The organism is Leptolyngbya sp. FACHB-60 (assembly GCF_014695775.1).
Classification (GTDB): Bacteria; Cyanobacteriota; Cyanobacteriia; order Phormidesmidales; family Phormidesmidaceae; genus Nodosilinea.
The window spans coordinates 1-16,411 of record NZ_JACJOX010000028.1 but is presented as its reverse complement, the minus strand read 5'-3'; the positions used below and the strand labels follow the sequence as shown (position 1 = coordinate 16,411).

Genomic DNA, 16,411 nt, shown 5'->3' with positions numbered 1-16,411 from the left:
CTGATTTAATGCTGGTGGGTAGTGCCCACCCTACGGGAGATCTTTGTAGGGGCGAACGGCGTTTGCCCTAACCACCCCTAGGTCATCAACAAACCGCTACCAACTCCTCCACCGCCGCCACCCCAAAGGTCGCATTCAGGCCCAGAGCAATCTGGCCAAAGATTTGGCTCAGGGGGGCATCGGGCAGCTTCATCGGCAGCGGCACACCAGCATCGCCCTGTTCGCAAATGCGGGGGTCAATGGGCACCTGGCCCCATAGCGGCACCGAGAGTTCGGTGGCAATCTGCGCTCCGCCGCCGCTGCCAAAGATCGGCGTGGGTTCGCCGCAGTGGCCGCAGAGCAGATAGCTCATATTTTCGACTAGGCCCAGCACGGGCACACCCACCTGGCGAAACATGTGCACGCTGCGGCGCACGTCGGAAACGACGACCTGCTGGGGCGTGGTCACCATCACCACGCCGCAGATGGGGCTTTCTTGAACGATGGTGATTTGGGCGTCGCCCGTGCCGGGGGGCAGGTCGATCAGCAGGTAGTCCAGCTCGCCCCAATCCACCTCGTGGAGAAACTGGGTGAGAATTTTGTGCATCACTGGGCCGCGCCAGGCCAGGGGATGGTCACCCTTTGCCAACAGCCCCACCGACATCAGCTTGATGCCGTGGGCCTCCAGGGGCACAAACCGTTGACCCTCGGGGGTATCGATGACGCGAACTTCGCACTGGCCCAGGCCCAGCATTTGGGGCACGTTAGGGCCGTAGATGTCGGCATCGAGCAGCCCCACCTTAGCCCCGGTTTTGGTCAGAGCCGCCGCCAGGTTCACAGCGGTGGTCGATTTGCCCACGCCGCCCTTGCCGCTCGACACCGCCAGGGTGGTGCGCACCCCAGGGATGGTGCAGAGCTGGGCGTAGGCTTTTTTGCACCAGGGCAGCTGCCCCAAAGTGTCCTGCACTTGCTTTTGTAAGTCGAGCTGGTGACGGCCCACGTAGAGCCGCAGGTAGATGTGGTCGCCCACCACTTGCAGGTTTCGCACCATGCCCAGGCTGACTAGGTCGTTGCCCAGGGTGGGTTCGCGCAGGGTTTTGAGCTGGGTGATGACCTCGGCCTTGCGAGCGATCGCCTCGGCACTTGGGGGCACTTCGGCGGGAGCCTCGGCGGCGCGATGAAACGGAGAGGAATGGCTAGACATGGGAGGTTTCTGGCTGAGACTTCTGGATAGCGTCAATGGCCCGCTGGGAAAAAATCCGCACGTCCATGTCGGGGTCATTGAGGGTCTGTTGCAGGGCAGGAAGGGCGTTGGTGTCTGCCAGTTTGCCTAGAGCGGTAGCCGCATCGCGCCGCACGTCGGAGTATTCGTCGGCCAGAGACTTGATCAGTACCGGGAGAGCCTGCACATTTGGGGTCTTTTGCAGCGCGCGCGCGGTGAACTTGCGCACTTGCCATTCGGGGTCATCCATAGCTTCAACTAGGAATGCGAGCGCCGCTGGGTCAGCCAAAATATCCAGCGACTGGGCCGCATTGCGCCGCACCTGCCAATCTTCATCACTGGTCAGCAGTTCGCATAGCAGCGGCACTACCGCCGCATCGCTGAGGTGGCCCAGGGTGAGCGCCGTCGCCCGCCGCACCGCCTCCACTGGATCTTTTGCCAGAGCCAAGGCCGGTTCGCAGCGCACCACCTGGTTCAGGTAGCGCAGGGTGATCACCGCCGATTCCCGCAGTTCGGGGTTCTCCGACTCAAAGAACGGCATGATGTACGGCAGCGCCTGGGCATCGTGAATTTTGCGCAGCAGCACCATCGCGTTGAGCTGGGCGTGAACATTGCCCACCTGCAACACATCTAACAGCTTCATCAGGTCGTTGGTCGAGACCAGCTCCTTCAAGGCCGACAGCGCTTCGCTGCGCACATTTTCGTGGGGTGAGCTGAGGCACTCGATCAGTGGGTTGATGGCGATCGGGTTGGCAAATTCCCACAGGGTGGTGATGGCGATCTCTTGCACCGTGGGGTTTTCGTCGGAGAGCGCGCCAAGCAGCGGCTCGATCGCATCTTCGTCGCCCAGATGTTGCAGGGTTTTGACGGCGACTAGGCGCTCGTCGAGATCGGGCGATCGCAGCAACTCAACCCACTGGGCAACTTCAGGATCCATATCGGTGGTGTACATGGGAAGGGTTCCAAAATGACGGCAGGGAGAAGGGGAGTTGGGGAGGGTATGAGGTTCAGGGTTTCAGGTATCAGGCGATCGGCCCCCTTGCACCCTATACCTTGCACCCTGCCCCCCTTATCTGAGCAAGAACGGAATCTGCACCGTGATCGCCCCAGTCGGGCATTCCTTCTCGCAGGGCAGGCAGAACCAGCACTCGTCGTACTTCATGTAGGCTTTGCCGGTTTCAGGATTCTTCACTAGCACGTCTAGAGGGCAGACCTCGATGCAGGCGTTGCATTTTTCGAGGCATTTTGATTCATCGACAATGACGGGTACGTCAACCCGTTGGGAGGTAAGAGCCATAATTTTTCTTCAGGTTAATGGTCACGAATCAGAGGTGTAGGTTGGGTATAGCGTCAGCGGAACCTAACAGCAGGGATTGGCGTTGGGTTGCACTTCGTTGCACCCAACCTACGGGGTTACGGGTGCAGCATAGGGGGATGGTGAGCGGTGCCCACCCTACCGGACGGCGACGTCGTAGACCTCTTCGACCAGATCGACATCGACGATGTAGGGCTCGACCGGGCGCTTAAACAGCTCCATGTGGCCGGTTTCGCCTTTTTTCAGGTTGACGTGGCAGAACCACTCCTCGTTGTTCTTTTCGGGGTAGTCGAGGCGGTAGTGGTAGAGGCCCCAACGAGTCTCTTTGCGAAAGAGGGAGGCGCGGGCGGCCATTTCAGCGCAGTCGCGGATAAAGTGCACTTCCATGCAGCGCATCAGTTCGTGGGGGTCGCGGGCTCCCATCAGGCCGAGGGTTTCTTCGTAGGCGACAAACTTTTGCAGGCCGATATCCATGTTGTTGGGTGACTTGGGCGGTTGCAGGTAGTCGTTGACCAGACGGCGCAGCTTGTACTCAACCTGGGTGTGGGGCACGCCATCAGGCTGCTGAAGCGGGGCGTAAATGCGGGCCTGCTCGGCGGAGAGAAAGTCGGCGTCGGGTTCCACATGCTCCAGATTTCGCACATAGTCCATAGCGTTTTCGCCCGCAATCCGGCCATAGACAAAGGCCCCAATCATGTAGTTGTGGGGCACGCTGGCCATGTCGCCCGCTGCATAGAGGCCAGGGACTGTGGTTTCGGCCCGCTCGTTCACCCAGACGCCCGAGGCGCTGTGGCCGCTGCACAGGCCAATTTCAGAGATATTCATCTCAACGCCGTGGGTGCGGTAACTTTCGCCCCGACCCTCGTGGAAGCGGCCCCGACTGGGGCGTTCGTTGTCCCACAGAATGGTTTCGATTTCGTTGATGGTGTCGTCGTCGAGGTGGTACATCTTCAGGTGTACTGGGCCTTTGCCAGAGTTCAGCTCTTTGTAGACCTCCAGCATCATCTGACCGCTCCAGTAGTCACAGTTGATGAAGCGGTGGCCTTCGGCATTGGCGGTGTAGGCGCCAAAGGGGCTGGCCACGTAGGCGCAGGCGGGGCCGTTGTAGTCTTTGATCAGCGGGTTGATCTGGAAGCACTCGATGTTGGTGAGCTCGGCCCCGGCGTGATAGGCCATGGAGTAGCCGTCGCCCGCGTTGGTGGGGTTTTCGTAGGTGCCGTAGAGGTAGCCCGAGGCGGGCAGCCCCAGTCGACCGCAGGCCCCGGTGCATAGCACGACGGCCTTGGCCTGAATCACCACCACGTTGCCATTGCGCACGTCGAGACCCACTGCCCCAGTGACGCGGCCGTTTTGCACCATGACGCGGGTGGCCATCACTCGGTTGGTGACGTTGACCTTGTGGCGCTTGACCTGGCGGGCGAGAATTTTTTTCAGGTCTTTGCCCTCGGGCATGGGCAGCACGTACTTGCCGACCCGGTGCACCTGCTTGAGGTCGTAGTTGCCCTCGTGGTCTTTTTGAAACTTGACGCCCCAGCTCTCCAGCTCTTGAATGACCTCAAAGCCCAGCCGTCCGGTCTCGTAAACGGCCTTCTGATTCACAATGCCGTCGTTGGCGATGGTGATTTCGCGCACGTACTGCTCGGGGGTGGAGTTGCCGGGGATAACAGCGGTGTTGACCCCGTCCATGCCCATGGCGATCGCCCCACTGCGGCGGATATTGGCCTTTTCTAAAATCAGCACGTCGCTCTCGGGGCTGGCCTGCTTCGCCTTAATGCCTGCCATGGTGCCAGCGGTGCCACCGCCGACGACTAGAAAATCAGTTTTAAGATACTGAATGTTCACGCAACCACGTCCTTGGTTTAAACGGCAGTGAAATCAAATTACTGGGGTTAGCTAGTGCTTGAATAACGGCAACTAACCTTTGGCTTCTGGGCCTTTGATACGTAGTTTAAAGGAGGTCACCAACGTGAATCAATGCGATTTGTAGCGACGACTACGGTTTACTCATCACAGCCTTCTATACACTCATTAAAAAAATGAATGAAATTTGATTGATTGTCTTATTGAGTCGCAAAAGGTAGCTTTAAGGGGCAGTTTTTAGCAGACTATTTCACTTGACAAAGGCTAATAAAGGGCATAGCCAGACAAAACAATTTAGCGATTTCAAGCTGATTTTCAAAACGTTTTTGGTAGGCAAACTAAGATGGAAATCTATCAGCTGAAAGTATTTTTAGAGGTGGCTCGCTGCCTGAGTTTTACTGAAGCAGCTGATACCTTAAATTTAACTCAGCCAGCGGTGAGTGCCAAAATCAAGTGTTTAGAGTCAGAGCTTGAAACCCCTTTATTTCGAAGGCTAGGGCGGCGCATAGAGCTAACTCAGGCAGGAGAATATCTGCTCGAAGAAGGCCCTGGCTTGGTTGATCTAGAAGGCCGATTGGTAGCTGAGATTGAAGAAATTAAACAGGGAAAATTCAGCACCTTAAAAATTGGCTGCATGCCCGATATGCTGAGCAACTGGCTACCGTCGGTGCTCTACAAATATCGCCGGGTTTATCCCGATGTGCAAACTAAGTGTGTTCAGTTTGATGCGATCGAGTCATTGTATCGGGCTATTAAGACCGGCGAAGTTGATATTGGAATCTCAGATCTGAGTTTTTCGACTTTTGATGAAATTTCAGAGGTGGCGATCGGCTCGGTTCACTATTCGCTGGTGGTGTCGACCAGCCATCAGCTCGCTCAGCGGCCCTGGCTCAGTTTAAAGGAGTTGACTGACCAGGCCTGGGTCTTGCCACCCGAGGGCGTTCCAGGTCGCATTATGCTACAAAAGCGCATGCAGGAACTGGGTCTAAATTTGACCAATTTTGCCCATGTCGAAATCGTTGATGCAGCCAGTTTGATGCGCACCTATTTGCTCCAGGGGCACTACCTCGGGTTTGTCTCTGATTTTGAGTTTCAAATGGAGTGTGAGGCCGGACTACTGCGACGCATTCCCCTGGAAGAATTTGCCTTGGGCACCCCCCTATTTCTGATGATGGCCAAGCGTCTGGGGCGGGCTTTGGGCTTGGCGGGTCAACCCGCAGGTCGAAACAGTCTGGGGTTAGAGCCGATTCGCCAGTTTGTGGCTATGGTGCAGGGCCAGCCCGGCGTAAACCAACGCCATTCCCAAGGAGCGACTATACCCAAGCCTTTGGACGCGCCGCTGGCTGCATCCGCTAATCAAACGGTGCCCCGGTTCCAGGCTCCTAATTTTTTGGTGCGCTGTAGTTCCACCAACGGCACCGAGACCATCAACCTCACCATCGGCACCCAAAATCGCACCATTCAAACTGTGACCGCTGGGCTGATTATTCAGCGCCTAGGGCTGCTAGAGCATTTTCTGCCCCGCGAGGGCCGCTACAGCGGGGTGCAGTATCGCCTTCAGTGGGCTGACTATAGCTCTGGGGCACCGATTGTGGCTGGGCTAAAAGCTCAGCAGATCGACATTGGGGTATTGGGCGACTACCCACTCCTGCTGAGTGCGGCACCCCAAGACAGCACCGCCCTGGCGGCAGGTACCCGGCTGATTAGCTTTGTGGCCAGCAACTTAGATGGCACCGGCAACGACATCATTGTGCCGCAGCACTCGACCCTTGACTGCATCGACGATTTGGCAGGGCGGGTGATTGCGGTGCCCTTTGGCTCGGCGGCCCACAGTATGGTGATGCGATCGCTCCACCACCGCCACATTCTAGACGCCGTCACCCTCACCTCCAGCGACAGTGCTGGCCCCCAGCGATCGGGCCGCAGCTCCGCCCCGGTAGATGGCTACGCCTACTTCGCCCCGTTTCATGAAATTGCTAAACACAAGGGCCAGTTTCGCCGCCTGCTGCACGAAAATCTAGATGGGCTGCCCACCTTCCACGGCGTTGTGATTCGAGACGTTCTAGCTGAGCAATATCCCGAAATTGCCGTCGCCTACCTGCGATCGCTGCTGGCTGCTCAGTACTGGTACGCCACCCAGCCCATGGCCACGACGTTGGTCAGCCGCTGGGTGAATATGGATGCCGCCATTGTGACCAAAACGCTGCGTGCTAGCACCAGCGATCGCGCCGATGTGGTCTATCTGCCCGAAACCCAGCTGCGCACCGACTGGCTGCAAGCCCACATCGACCAGCTGGGCCAGATTGCCGGGCAAGAGCACCTGGGCCAAATTAACCTCGATCGCTGGATGCAGCCGGAGTTTTTAGAGCGAGCGATCGCGTCGATTTAGAGCCGCATCCTGTTTGATCCCAGGGGCAGGGCAAACGCCGTTTGTCCCTACAGGCAGCCCTCCATGCTTTTCATCGTCTCCTCGCGGATGCACTCAAACACCTGGCGGTGCAGATTGACAAACTCCGCCGATAGCGTGTCGTCAAAGTGGCGCGGGCGACGCAGGCCAATCGGCAGCTCAGCTTTGATGTGCCCCGGCTGCACGCCCATAATGCAGATGCGATCGGCCAAAAAGATCGCCTCCTCAATGTCGTGGGTGACAAAGATCACCGTGGTTTTTAGGTCTTCCCAGATGTCTAGCAGTAGCTCCTGCATCATGTGCCGGGTTTGGGCATCCAGCGCCGCAAAGGGCTCATCCATCAGCAGCACCGAGGGGGAATTGACTAACGCTCGCACGATGCTGGCCCGCTGCTGCATACCCCCCGACATCTGGTGGGGATAGCTGTTGCGGTGCTTGTATAGCCCCACCCGGTTGAGGTAGTCATGGACGAGTTCGGTGCGATCGCCCTTTGCCATACCGCGAATCTTGAGCCCCAGCTCAATGTTTTGGAACGCCGTTTTCCAGGGCAGCAGCGAATATTGCTGAAACACAAAGCCGCGATCGGCCCCCGGTCGAGTAATGGGTGACTGATCCACCGTTACATAGCCCGCCGTCGGTTTAATGAACCCAGCAATCACGTTTAGCAGCGTCGATTTGCCGCAGCCTGACGGCCCCAATAAACAGACAAACTCCCCTGGCTTAATGCCTAGCTGAATTTGATTCAACACGTGAATATCCTGGCCTCGGTTGCGAAAGGTAACCGACAAGCCCTCCACCTGCACTGCACCCTTAACCGTTTGCCGTTGCTCAAGCTGCGTCGTCATCACGTCTGATCTCCCCCCTTGTTCAGAACTTGGAACTAAACGTTTAAAGACCTAAAGTTCAAAACTTCTCAAAAACCTTAAACACCGCCCTATTTCTTAATCACCCTCCAGGGCATCAGCGCTTCCATCGCCCGACTCACGGCCCAAGAGCTAAAGGCCCCCATCAGGCCGATCAACAGCATCCCCATCACAATCGGCGGATAGTTAGAGGTCACGTAGGATTCCCAAGTGATGTAACCAATGCCATAGCGCCCCGCCAAAATTTCGGCGGTTACCAAGCAAAACCAGGCGTTGCCCATACCAATTACCAGTCCGCTGGCGATGCTCGGCAGCGACCCCGGCACCACAATATCCTTGAAAATGTGCCAGGGTTTAGCCCCTAAACACTGCCCCACTCGAATCAGTACCGTATCGCTCAGAGTACTTTCCACCCCATTAATCGTGCTGATTAATACTGGAAAAAATGCTCCCACAAAGGTGATAAAAATCATGCCGCTCTCGGCGTTTGGGAACATAAGAATTGCCAGAGGAATCCACGCTACTGCCGGAATGGGGCGCAGCAGTTCTAGGGGTGGCAGCAGTAGATCTTCAGCCACTGCGAACCAGCCGATCAGAATGCCCAATAGCACCCCCGCCCCAGACGCCACAACATAGCCCCACAGCACCCGAGTAATGCTAGAGCGAAAATGTACCCAAGGGTTTTCAGTAAAAAACGTCAGCGTTGCCTTGAATACTTCTACTGGGGAAGGTGAAAACTGAAAATCGATCAAAAAATTGAAGTTAATCGCGCAAAGAAACTGCCAAATACCAAAAAAGAGCACCAGAGCCAGTAGTCGTCGAACCGACCGATTCGACACAAATAGAGCTTGTAGACTGTCGCCAATCTGCCCTAGCCAGCGCGGATACTCTACCCGTGAAACTGAAACCGCCATCGTGCGCCTCTCAATCACATTAAAACGGATTAACTGGAAGCCACAGTAGGACAAGCTGGTTCTGCCATTCTGCTCTCTACGACCCGCACCAATTGCCCCCAGGTGTAGAGGCTGCTTGGGGCGAGGCATCGACGACTAATCCTGCTGCGGCTATCTCACATTTAGCTAAAGCAGCAGGCTAATGCTTAGCCCCCACTAGCTGGCGCGAGGCATAGAGGTCTTGCAACCCTCTAAAAGCCGTCATTTGCCCTCCAGTGGATGACGCGTAGGTCTGGGCATCGGCCTCTGTCAAGAAGGCGGCAACCTCATCCCCGTTGCTGACAAAGTAAGAGTTTTCGGCAAATAGCTTCCAGCCGTTGTTGTGGTCGTGGACAAACATCACGTCGGCGGCCTGTCCCTCAGTCTGGAGTTCCCCCAACGCTTTGATCATGTTGGCAATAGAGGCGTAGTTTCTAACTTTTTCTTCTCCCTGCACCCAAAACTGGGCCGCCCGTTTGGGGTCAGTAATGGCTTCGTCGGTCAAAGCGTCTTTGCCGGTAATTTGATAGTTTCCAGCGGCGGCTACGACCTCGTCATAGTCTAGGTCCATTTCTTCCATCGCCTGACGCAGATAGCTCTCGTCAATCCAGTTCGTGACTTCTTCGGGGTCAACCGGAGTCTCAATGCGGCCCAGTTTAGTCAGCGTCACCACGCTATTTTTGAGGGCGCTAGTTTGTACTTCACCAATGGTGGGGTCGAGGGGCTGAAGGCCAGAGGGGCCTAAAAACATATAGACAACCTCTTTATCGACTCCAGACCACTGTTCAATCTGGGTAGAAATGCCCTCTGGATCAGCTTGGAACATTTGATTGGCTTCTAGCACAGCCTTAAGATAGGCCACCACAATTTCGGGATGTTCTTCGGCAAAATCTGATCGCACCACAATGCCGTGGAGCGTCGGTATGCCAGTCTGGGCACCATCAAAAATTTTCTTAGCAAACCCACGAAAGGGAAATAGTTCGCCAAAGGGAACAAAGTCGGCATGGGCATCAATTTGCCCGGTTCGCAGACTAGCACCACCCACCTCTGGGGCTTGGCTAATCAGCTCTACATCGGTGTCTGGGTTAAGGCCAGCATCGGCTAGGGCATTGAGCACCATGCCGTGGGCCGCCGACCCAAAGGGAACCGAAATAGTACCACCCTTTAGATCGGCTAGGGATTTGGCATCGCTATCTTTAGGCACCACAACGGCATTGCCCGCCCCGGTAGGGCTGTAGGCTAAGGTGCCCACAAAAACAGAGTCGGCATCCTTGGCCTCTTGCTGAAATTTGATGAGATTGATGACAGCGGGAAAGTCACCCATCAGACCAATATCGAGCTGATCGGCCAACATTTTGTTGGTAATTGGCGGGCCAGATGTATAGCTCGACCACTCAATTTCGTATTTAACTCCTTCATATTTGCCATCGGTGGGCAAGTGCTTTTCTAACAGCTCTAGCTCACGGACTGTGGCTCCACCTACCGCTGTGTTGATCACCTGATCTTGGGTACCGATCGCAATTCGAATTACCTCCCCAGAATAGCTTTCGGAGCTAGCGGATTCGCCCTCAGAACTAATTTCACTCGATGAGCAAGAGCCCATCAAAACAAAAGACGTTATTAATAGTCCTGAGGCAATTTTCTTTCGAGACCAACCCAGTAAGTAGCGCATACTTTTACCTGCATCAACTCATCTGCAAGCCCATTTATTCCACTAAGCTTAGCTAGGGACTGTAAACCGAGATACATCTTGATTTGCTCAGTGATTTCACCCATAAAATTATTTTCTGAGTCTATATAAACTAATTATGAAAATCAGAAAAGCCGTAATTTTTAGTTTACTATTTACAAAATATTGAGCACAAAAAAGCCTTCGCCAAGGGGGTGGGGTATGCTTAACAAACTCAAGTAACCCCTGAGACAGGCCGCCACGGGTGGGACGGAGGCTCAGAGGTTACTCAGTCAAGGGGCGATCGCCCTAGGCGGTAGGCATTTCCACAGCTTATTTAGAATCCATGGAGCGGCGGGGCTTAGACTGACCCGATCGCGACAGGTTAAAGGACTGCGAAAACGCCTTCTTGCGAGCGCTGGTCACATTGCCACTCTGGTAGTCAGCCTCTAGATCTTCTAGAACCGCCTGTTCCTCCATCAGCATGGCGCTGGGGGCCATAGATGACATTGCAATGCGAGCATCGGTGAGGGATTGTCGGGCCGAGGCAAAGTCGCCCTGATCAGAAAACTGGATGGCTTCGCGGCGGGCACGGGCCGCCATCAGCAGAGCCACTTGCTCTTGCACCGCTGAGTTAGCGGGGAAGTCGCTGAACTGCGCGGAGCTTACCAGAGGTAGTTCTAGGCCGGTCCGCAGCACCTGCCGCCTAAGCTGTTCTGCGTCATCCCAGGCCAGGCGCACCTGCATGAGTTCGCGGCTTTGGCTGAGGGCGGGCACCTGCAAGCGCACCACCACCTGAATGGGCGACCCCACCATCAGGTTGGGCAGCTTGTAGCGCTGGGTATCGGTCTGCTCAAAGTCATTTAGCACGTCCATGACCGTGACGCCGTTGCCTGGCTTAATGCCCAGGCTGACGCGCTGGCCTAAAGTGGCCGCCAGTCCCGACAGCTCAGTTTCAAAAATTGTTGGCAGCTGGTCGGCAGACTCGATGTGAAAGAAGTTGCCGTCGCCGCTGCGGGCCATGGCGGCGAGCAGGTCTTCGCTGTAGTCGTTACCGATGCCCAGAGTAGTGGTGCTAACGCCGCGCTGGGCCAGGCCGTGGACATCGCTCGCGATCGCATCCGGCCTGGTTTCTCCCACATTGGCCAGCCCATCGGAGAGCACAATTACCCGGTTGAGCTGGGCGGGGTTGAGGTACTGACTGACCTGCACCCCACCTTCGACCCAGCCAGCATGGAGCGCCGTCGAGCCCCGAGAATGGACGTGGCTGAGCTTTTCTAGCAAGGTATTTTTATCGGTGGCCAGGGTGCTGGGCACCAGGGTTTCGAGGCGATCGTCGAAGAGCACGACACTGATGCGATCGCAGGGCAGCAAATTCTCCACGGCAAAGCGGGCGGCCTCGCGGGCGTAGTGCATCTTTTGCCCTTGCATAGAGCCAGAGCGATCGATTACTAGGCTGAGGTTGAGCGGCACGCGATCGGCCTTGAGGGTGACGGCTGGGGGCGTGATCCGCACCAGCACATCGAGGGTCATCGGCTGCTGGGTCACGATCGCCCCGTGGAGCGGAATCAGTTCGACGGTGGGGAGAGCGGGTTTTGGTTGGGTCATGGTGGTGGCCTTTGGAGTGATTGAAGTTGGGTGAGATGGTCGGCAATCAGTTGCAGCAGACTGTCCCGTTCGTGGGCAGTAGATGGCGCTACAAAGTCTTGCCGAATGTGGAGTTCTAGACCGTCGAGAATGTCAAGCCGAGTCCAGGTTTTTGGGGGGGATGGGGCTGACTGAGATGGGGGCGCTGCTAGGGCATCAGGGTCGGCCTGCAACGCTGGCATGGCTGACCGCTTTTGCAGCGGGGCCGAGCAGTCGGGGGAGGAAATGGCTGAGCGATCGCGAATTTGAGACAAAAACGCCAGCGCCGGGTTCGCGGCCTCAACCCTGATTTGAACGCCTCCTTGCAGGATGTTTTCTAAAGCCGCGTCAGCCTGGCCGCCGATCAGACTGCCGATAGAGCTGGTGCTGTAGCCCTCCGCTAGCAAGCGGCGCAGTACCAGCAATTGCAGTAGATGCCGGTAGGTATACCGAGCTTCGCGCCCCTGCTTGAGGGGCTTATCTAACCATCCCTGAGTGGTGTAGTGGCGCACCAGCCGAGGGTTGACCGGCTCTTGCCCACGATTACCAGAACCCTGGTCGGGCAAAAACTGCGGCAGTAGATCGTTAGTCACTTCAACGAAGCGATCTAGTACCATCTCGGGCTGTTGCTGGGCAATCTGTTGCAACATGCTCATGGACCCATGATAAACACTTGCAAATTAAATTGTCAATAACATCCCGCCTTGTAAGCGTATGCCCACTCACCTCCGCCCCAGCTACCCCATGCCATCTCCCGTTGTTCTGAGCACCGGCTCTTCCTCGGGCATTGGTAAGGCGCTCTGCCAAGCCTTCCATCGCCGAGGCTGTTGAGTGGTCGCGACGGCAGGCGGGTAGAGCCCGAGGAAGCGTAAAGCTGAATGGATTAGCCAAAGTCCTTCTACCAAGAGGGTTTGGAGAACTTACTGGTATGGCTTCGCCCAAAAAGTGTAAAGTTGGTGTCCAATCCTAAGCAGCACTTATTTTGAGCGTCTCGACATCTGCCTGTATGGCTTGCACATTGCTCAAGGTCTTGCAGCGCTGATCCATTTCCCCTCGATCTGTAGCTTGCTGCGAGAGACTGTCAGCCCAGCGAAAAGCGCTCTGGCCGAAATGGCTTAGGGATAAGTGTTTGGGCTGAACCTGCAATTTGTTCAGCGATCGCCTTCCCTGCGGCAATGGCAACAGGCATTCCATGCCCCGTATAACCGGCTGAGATGTACTCCCCTGGTCGGCCCGGTAGCTCTCCAATAATGGGATTCTCATCGGCAGTAAAGCCCATGATGCCTGTCCACTCATACTCAATGGCGACATCTCTGAGAGATATAAACGTATCTCTCAGAAAGGTTTTAAGGCCCTCGCCTACTAAGGGTTCTAACGTGGAGTCATCCTCAATGCCAATTTCTTTGGTTAGCGACTTCCACCGCATGCCACCAAAGATAATCCGTCCATCCTGACGCTGAATGGCGTATCCAGTGTCATTGCTTAAATACCAGTCAAAATCGAATAATTGGGATGTTGGAGCTGTGGCAATTACCTGACCTCGAACGGGCACGATGACTCCCTTAAGCGTTGGAATCAGATGATAGGTCAAGGCATTAGTGGCATAGACTACGGCCTTGGCCTGAATCTGTCCTTGATTGGTCGTGATGGTAAACCCTTCTGCCTGCCGGGTGACAGCCTGAACCTCTATCTGCGTCTCAATGTGAGCCTGTTGCTGTTGAGCGGCTTTGGCAAGACCTACAACCAATTTGGCAGGCCACAGTTGAGCATGATGAGGCTCTACAGCTGCTGCCAAAAAGCTTGAACATTGAGTATTTTGGTCAACCTCTTTCTTATCCCAATACTTTACAGCCAAGCCATGAGACATCATGAGTTCACAGCTTTCCTGAAGTGATTGGGCCTGCGCAGGAGTCATAGCTAAGGAAACCACCTGATTGAATCGAAGATCACAATCGATATTGTGCTGGTTCGTTAAGTCCTGCAAAAGTTGAGCACTCTGCCGTGTAAAGTCCCAAAGAGCAAGGGTGTCAGCCAGGCCATGAGCCTCAACAGAATCCTTAAAGCTTTGGTTTGTGCCAAAGACAAAATGCCCACCGTTACGACCTGTTGCTCCGCAAGACAGATCTCCTCGCTCTAATACAACAGGACGTAGTCCCAAATGACTCAACCAGTAGGCTGTGCTAATTCCAGTGATCCCACCGCCGATGACAACTACATCAGCTAGACGCGGCAGTGATTGCCCAGACTGAAAGCAAAGCTCTTGAGGATTGAGCCAAAAAGAGACAGCATGACTCGTCATAATTAGTGACCTAAAGAATAATGACTTTGATTCTGTGCTCTGCTGTGATGGTCATAGCGCCCTCTCGGTGCCTATAACCTGAATAGAGTAAGGCATTAAAAGCACTTAGGGCCAAGCTTATAAGCAATTTTCAAAACCACCAACCAGTACGGATTGATAGACCTCATAAGCTTCGTTGCTAAAGCAAACAAATCTGACCTGCTCAACCGTAGACGATTGGTCTAGAGCTGCTTTCACTGTTGCGATCGCAATCCGAGTCGCCCGCTCTAATGGAAAGCCATAGACCCCGGTGCTAATGGCTGGAAATGCTAGGGTACGAATGCCATGCTCAACAGCTAAGGCCAGGCTGTTTTGGTAGCAGTTAGCCAATAGTTCATCCTCGTGATGCTGCCCACCATGCCACACTGGCCCCACGGTGTGAATCACCCACTGTGCTGGAAGGTTATAACCTCGGGTAATTTTGGCTTGCCCAGTTAAGCAACCGCCCAACTGGCGACACTCAGCCAACAGCTTAGGCCCCGCAGCTCGATGAATAGCTCCATCTACACCACCGCCGCCTAGCAAAGACTCATTGGCCGCATTGGCGATCGCATCAACTTTCTGGCGAGTAATATCACCTTGAATCACAATCATTCGTTCTAATTCATCAGTAGTAAGCATAGAGAGAGCTTCCAAACTTTACAGATCCAACAGTGAATAAAGGTCAATTACCTCTACATTAAAATATCCTTAGCCTGCCATTGAGAGAGCCTTTTAGAGAAGAAAAATATGTCCTGAATAACAAAAATATTACTATCGGTTGATAGCATCCATAATCAAAATCTTTAATGTCTAAGTCAACCACTGATTCGACGCTGGACACTACCAAGCCAAAAGGATAATTCATGTTTATTCCACCCGGTTTTACTAGTCGATTCATCACAACCCAGTATGGCCGCATGGTTTACTACACGCCTGAGGGAGAACCTTGGGCGGCCCCAGATAGGGCAGACGGAAAAGAATCGCTAGTCTTTTTACATGGCTTAGGGGGCGGTTCTTCGGCCTATGAGTGGTCTAAGGTTTACCCAGCTTTTGCGGCAGACTACCGAGTGTTAGCCCCTGATTTAATTGGCTGGGGTCGGTCAGATCACCCAGCTCGGGACTATCAGACCGAAGACTATATTGCTATCATTACCGACTTCATGGAGAAGACTTGCAGCGGTCCTACTACTGTCATTGCCTCCGCACTAACAGCGGCCTTTACAGTTCGTGCAGCTATTAATCGACCTGACTTATTTAAGTCGTTGATTGTCACAACATTGGCTGGGTTAGCTGAGTTTGGTCAAGATTATCGTCGCAGTGGATTTGCCCAGTTTGCTCAACTTACCAGCTTGCCGGTACTGAGTCAGCTAATCTACAACACAGGAGTTGCTAATAGTTTTGGTATTCGGAGTTATCTAGAACAACGTCAGTTTGCCCAGCCAGAGCGAATTTATCCAGAAATTGTTGAGGCATATCTAAAATCAGCCCAGCAGAACAATGCTGAGTATGCAGCTCTTTCCTTTGTACGGGGCGATTTATGCTTTGACTTATCTCAGTACATTAGCCAACTCACTATTCCCACAGCAATTATTTGGGGAAGGGGGTCTGAATTTACTGGTCCAGAGATAGGACGCCGCCTGATGGAGATGAACCCCCAAGCCATTCGCATTTTCTATCAGCTCGATGATGTTGGGTTTACCCCTCAACTAGAGCTGCCAGGAGTTACCATTGGCCTGATTCGTGAGTTTTTACCTCGGCTTGAGGCTAATGCTACAGTCACTCACTAAAAAGCCTCAACGTGTTATGCATTTGAATGATGGCATCTTCTGCTGCCTGATTCTCAGAGCTATAAAAGCTGACAATATAAGCGATTTCTCGATCGCCGATAGGAACGTAGGTGATGAGACTATTAGGAAAGTCCCACCCCTCACTTTCTTCCCAAACCCTCAATCCAGATTGTCCATTGATCTCTACTAGCTCAATCCGCTGGATATTTTCTGGCTCATCACCAATGCCCAAAATAGCGTCTCGAAGCGAGTGGGGCTGGACGGATACATCGGTCTTGATCAAATACGGTGATGTTGCACCTGTTGTAGTCGAACCAGGGCACTGGTTCGTTAAGAGGAGATGTATCGAAACCCTCTCATGCAGAGGATTTCCTGGGTTGATAAGGGGCGAGAGCAGAGACCTATCGCCATTGCCGGAGTCGTCCGTTTCC

14 protein-coding genes are annotated in these 16,411 nt (G+C 54.4%); 2 read left to right on the top strand and 12 right to left on the bottom strand.

Annotated features, from left to right (window positions below; genetic code table 11):
- Window positions 1-85 precede the first annotated feature (85 nt).
- The 4 genes from H6F57_RS11245 to H6F57_RS11230 all read right to left on the bottom strand — a co-directional run bounded on the left by H6F57_RS11245 (window position 86) and on the right by H6F57_RS11230 (window position 4,358).
- Complete coding sequence (locus H6F57_RS11245) at window positions 86-1,183, bottom strand: Mrp/NBP35 family ATP-binding protein (protein WP_190629903.1); 1,098 nt, start codon at window positions 1,181-1,183, stop codon at window positions 86-88.
- Window positions 1,176-2,153 carry a HEAT repeat domain-containing protein gene (locus H6F57_RS11240; RefSeq protein WP_190629904.1) on the bottom strand — a complete coding sequence of 326 codons (978 nt, stop codon included), beginning with the start codon at window positions 2,151-2,153 and terminating at the stop codon, window positions 1,176-1,178. Before H6F57_RS11240 ends, H6F57_RS11245 begins: the two co-directional genes overlap by 8 nt.
- A 117-nt stretch (window positions 2,154-2,270) precedes the next feature.
- Complete coding sequence (locus H6F57_RS11235; RefSeq protein WP_073610791.1) at window positions 2,271-2,498, bottom strand: ferredoxin family protein; 228 nt, start codon at window positions 2,496-2,498, stop codon at window positions 2,271-2,273.
- A 156-nt stretch (window positions 2,499-2,654) separates the two neighbouring features.
- Entirely contained in the window at window positions 2,655-4,358 is a 1,704-nt protein-coding gene (locus H6F57_RS11230; RefSeq protein ID WP_190629906.1) for a fumarate reductase/succinate dehydrogenase flavoprotein subunit, read from the bottom strand.
- A 361-nt stretch (window positions 4,359-4,719) separates the two neighbouring features.
- Here H6F57_RS11230 and H6F57_RS11225 point away from each other — a divergent pair, with 361 nt between their 5' ends.
- Window positions 4,720-6,765: a LysR substrate-binding domain-containing protein gene (locus tag H6F57_RS11225; RefSeq protein WP_190629908.1), complete on the top strand. Its 2,046-nt coding sequence runs from the start codon at window positions 4,720-4,722 to the stop codon at window positions 6,763-6,765.
- 47 nt (window positions 6,766-6,812) lie between these two features.
- Here H6F57_RS11225 and H6F57_RS11220 read toward each other — a convergent pair whose 3' ends face one another.
- The 7 genes from H6F57_RS11220 to H6F57_RS11190 form a co-directional block, all read right to left on the bottom strand.
- Entirely contained in the window at window positions 6,813-7,628 is an 816-nt protein-coding gene (locus H6F57_RS11220) for an ABC transporter ATP-binding protein (protein WP_190629909.1), read from the bottom strand.
- Between the two features lie 89 nt (window positions 7,629-7,717).
- Complete coding sequence (locus H6F57_RS11215; RefSeq protein WP_190629911.1) at window positions 7,718-8,560, bottom strand: ABC transporter permease; 843 nt, start codon at window positions 8,558-8,560, stop codon at window positions 7,718-7,720.
- A 178-nt stretch (window positions 8,561-8,738) separates the two neighbouring features.
- Window positions 8,739-10,181 carry an ABC transporter substrate-binding protein gene (locus H6F57_RS11210; protein WP_199289887.1) on the bottom strand — a complete coding sequence of 481 codons (1,443 nt, stop codon included), beginning with the start codon at window positions 10,179-10,181 and terminating at the stop codon, window positions 8,739-8,741.
- Between the two features lie 399 nt (window positions 10,182-10,580).
- Window positions 10,581-11,855: a VWA domain-containing protein gene (locus H6F57_RS11205; RefSeq protein WP_190629915.1), complete on the bottom strand. Its 1,275-nt coding sequence runs from the start codon at window positions 11,853-11,855 to the stop codon at window positions 10,581-10,583.
- Window positions 11,852-12,529 carry a MerR family transcriptional regulator gene (locus H6F57_RS11200; protein WP_190629917.1) on the bottom strand — a complete coding sequence of 226 codons (678 nt, stop codon included), beginning with the start codon at window positions 12,527-12,529 and terminating at the stop codon, window positions 11,852-11,854. The genes H6F57_RS11205 and H6F57_RS11200 overlap by 4 nt, the downstream gene beginning before the upstream one ends.
- Before the next feature lie 425 nt (window positions 12,530-12,954).
- Entirely contained in the window at window positions 12,955-14,172 is a 1,218-nt protein-coding gene (locus H6F57_RS11195; RefSeq protein WP_190629918.1) for an FAD-binding oxidoreductase, read from the bottom strand.
- 117 nt (window positions 14,173-14,289) lie between these two features.
- On the bottom strand, window positions 14,290-14,832 hold the full coding sequence (locus tag H6F57_RS11190) for an O-acetyl-ADP-ribose deacetylase (RefSeq protein WP_190629920.1): 543 nt from the start codon (window positions 14,830-14,832) through the stop codon (window positions 14,290-14,292).
- A gap of 224 nt (window positions 14,833-15,056) precedes the next feature.
- Between H6F57_RS11190 and H6F57_RS11185 the strand changes: the two genes are divergently transcribed.
- Window positions 15,057-15,980: an alpha/beta hydrolase gene (locus H6F57_RS11185; protein ID WP_190629921.1), complete on the top strand. Its 924-nt coding sequence runs from the start codon at window positions 15,057-15,059 to the stop codon at window positions 15,978-15,980.
- On the opposite strand, the gene H6F57_RS27290 is transcribed toward H6F57_RS11185, so the two are convergent.
- On the bottom strand, window positions 15,970-16,411 hold a 442-nt coding region (locus tag H6F57_RS27290; RefSeq protein WP_206753715.1), incomplete at its 5' end, for a hypothetical protein. The genes H6F57_RS11185 and H6F57_RS27290 overlap by 11 nt on opposite strands.

Bases quoted from the DNA above. Each gene is read 5' to 3' on its own strand.
- H6F57_RS11245 (WP_190629903.1), bottom strand. From the start codon at position 1,183: ATGTCTAGCCATTCCTCTCCGTTTCATCGCGCCGCCGAGGCTCCCGCC.
- H6F57_RS11240 (WP_190629904.1), bottom strand. From the start codon at position 2,153: ATGTACACCACCGATATGGATCCTGAAGTTGCCCAGTGGGTTGAGTTG.
- H6F57_RS11235 (WP_073610791.1), bottom strand. From the start codon at position 2,498: ATGGCTCTTACCTCCCAACGGGTTGACGTACCCGTCATTGTCGATGAA.
- H6F57_RS11225 (WP_190629908.1), top strand. From the start codon at position 4,720: ATGGAAATCTATCAGCTGAAAGTATTTTTAGAGGTGGCTCGCTGCCTG.
- H6F57_RS11220 (WP_190629909.1), bottom strand. From the start codon at position 7,628: ATGACGACGCAGCTTGAGCAACGGCAAACGGTTAAGGGTGCAGTGCAG.
- H6F57_RS11215 (WP_190629911.1), bottom strand. From the start codon at position 8,560: ATGGCGGTTTCAGTTTCACGGGTAGAGTATCCGCGCTGGCTAGGGCAG.
- H6F57_RS11210 (WP_199289887.1), bottom strand. From the start codon at position 10,181: ATGGGCTCTTGCTCATCGAGTGAAATTAGTTCTGAGGGCGAATCCGCT.
- H6F57_RS11205 (WP_190629915.1), bottom strand. From the start codon at position 11,855: ATGACCCAACCAAAACCCGCTCTCCCCACCGTCGAACTGATTCCGCTC.
- H6F57_RS11200 (WP_190629917.1), bottom strand. From the start codon at position 12,529: ATGAGCATGTTGCAACAGATTGCCCAGCAACAGCCCGAGATGGTACTA.
- H6F57_RS11195 (WP_190629918.1), bottom strand. From the start codon at position 14,172: ATGACGAGTCATGCTGTCTCTTTTTGGCTCAATCCTCAAGAGCTTTGC.
- H6F57_RS11190 (WP_190629920.1), bottom strand. From the start codon at position 14,832: ATGCTTACTACTGATGAATTAGAACGAATGATTGTGATTCAAGGTGAT.
- H6F57_RS11185 (WP_190629921.1), top strand. From the start codon at position 15,057: ATGTTTATTCCACCCGGTTTTACTAGTCGATTCATCACAACCCAGTAT.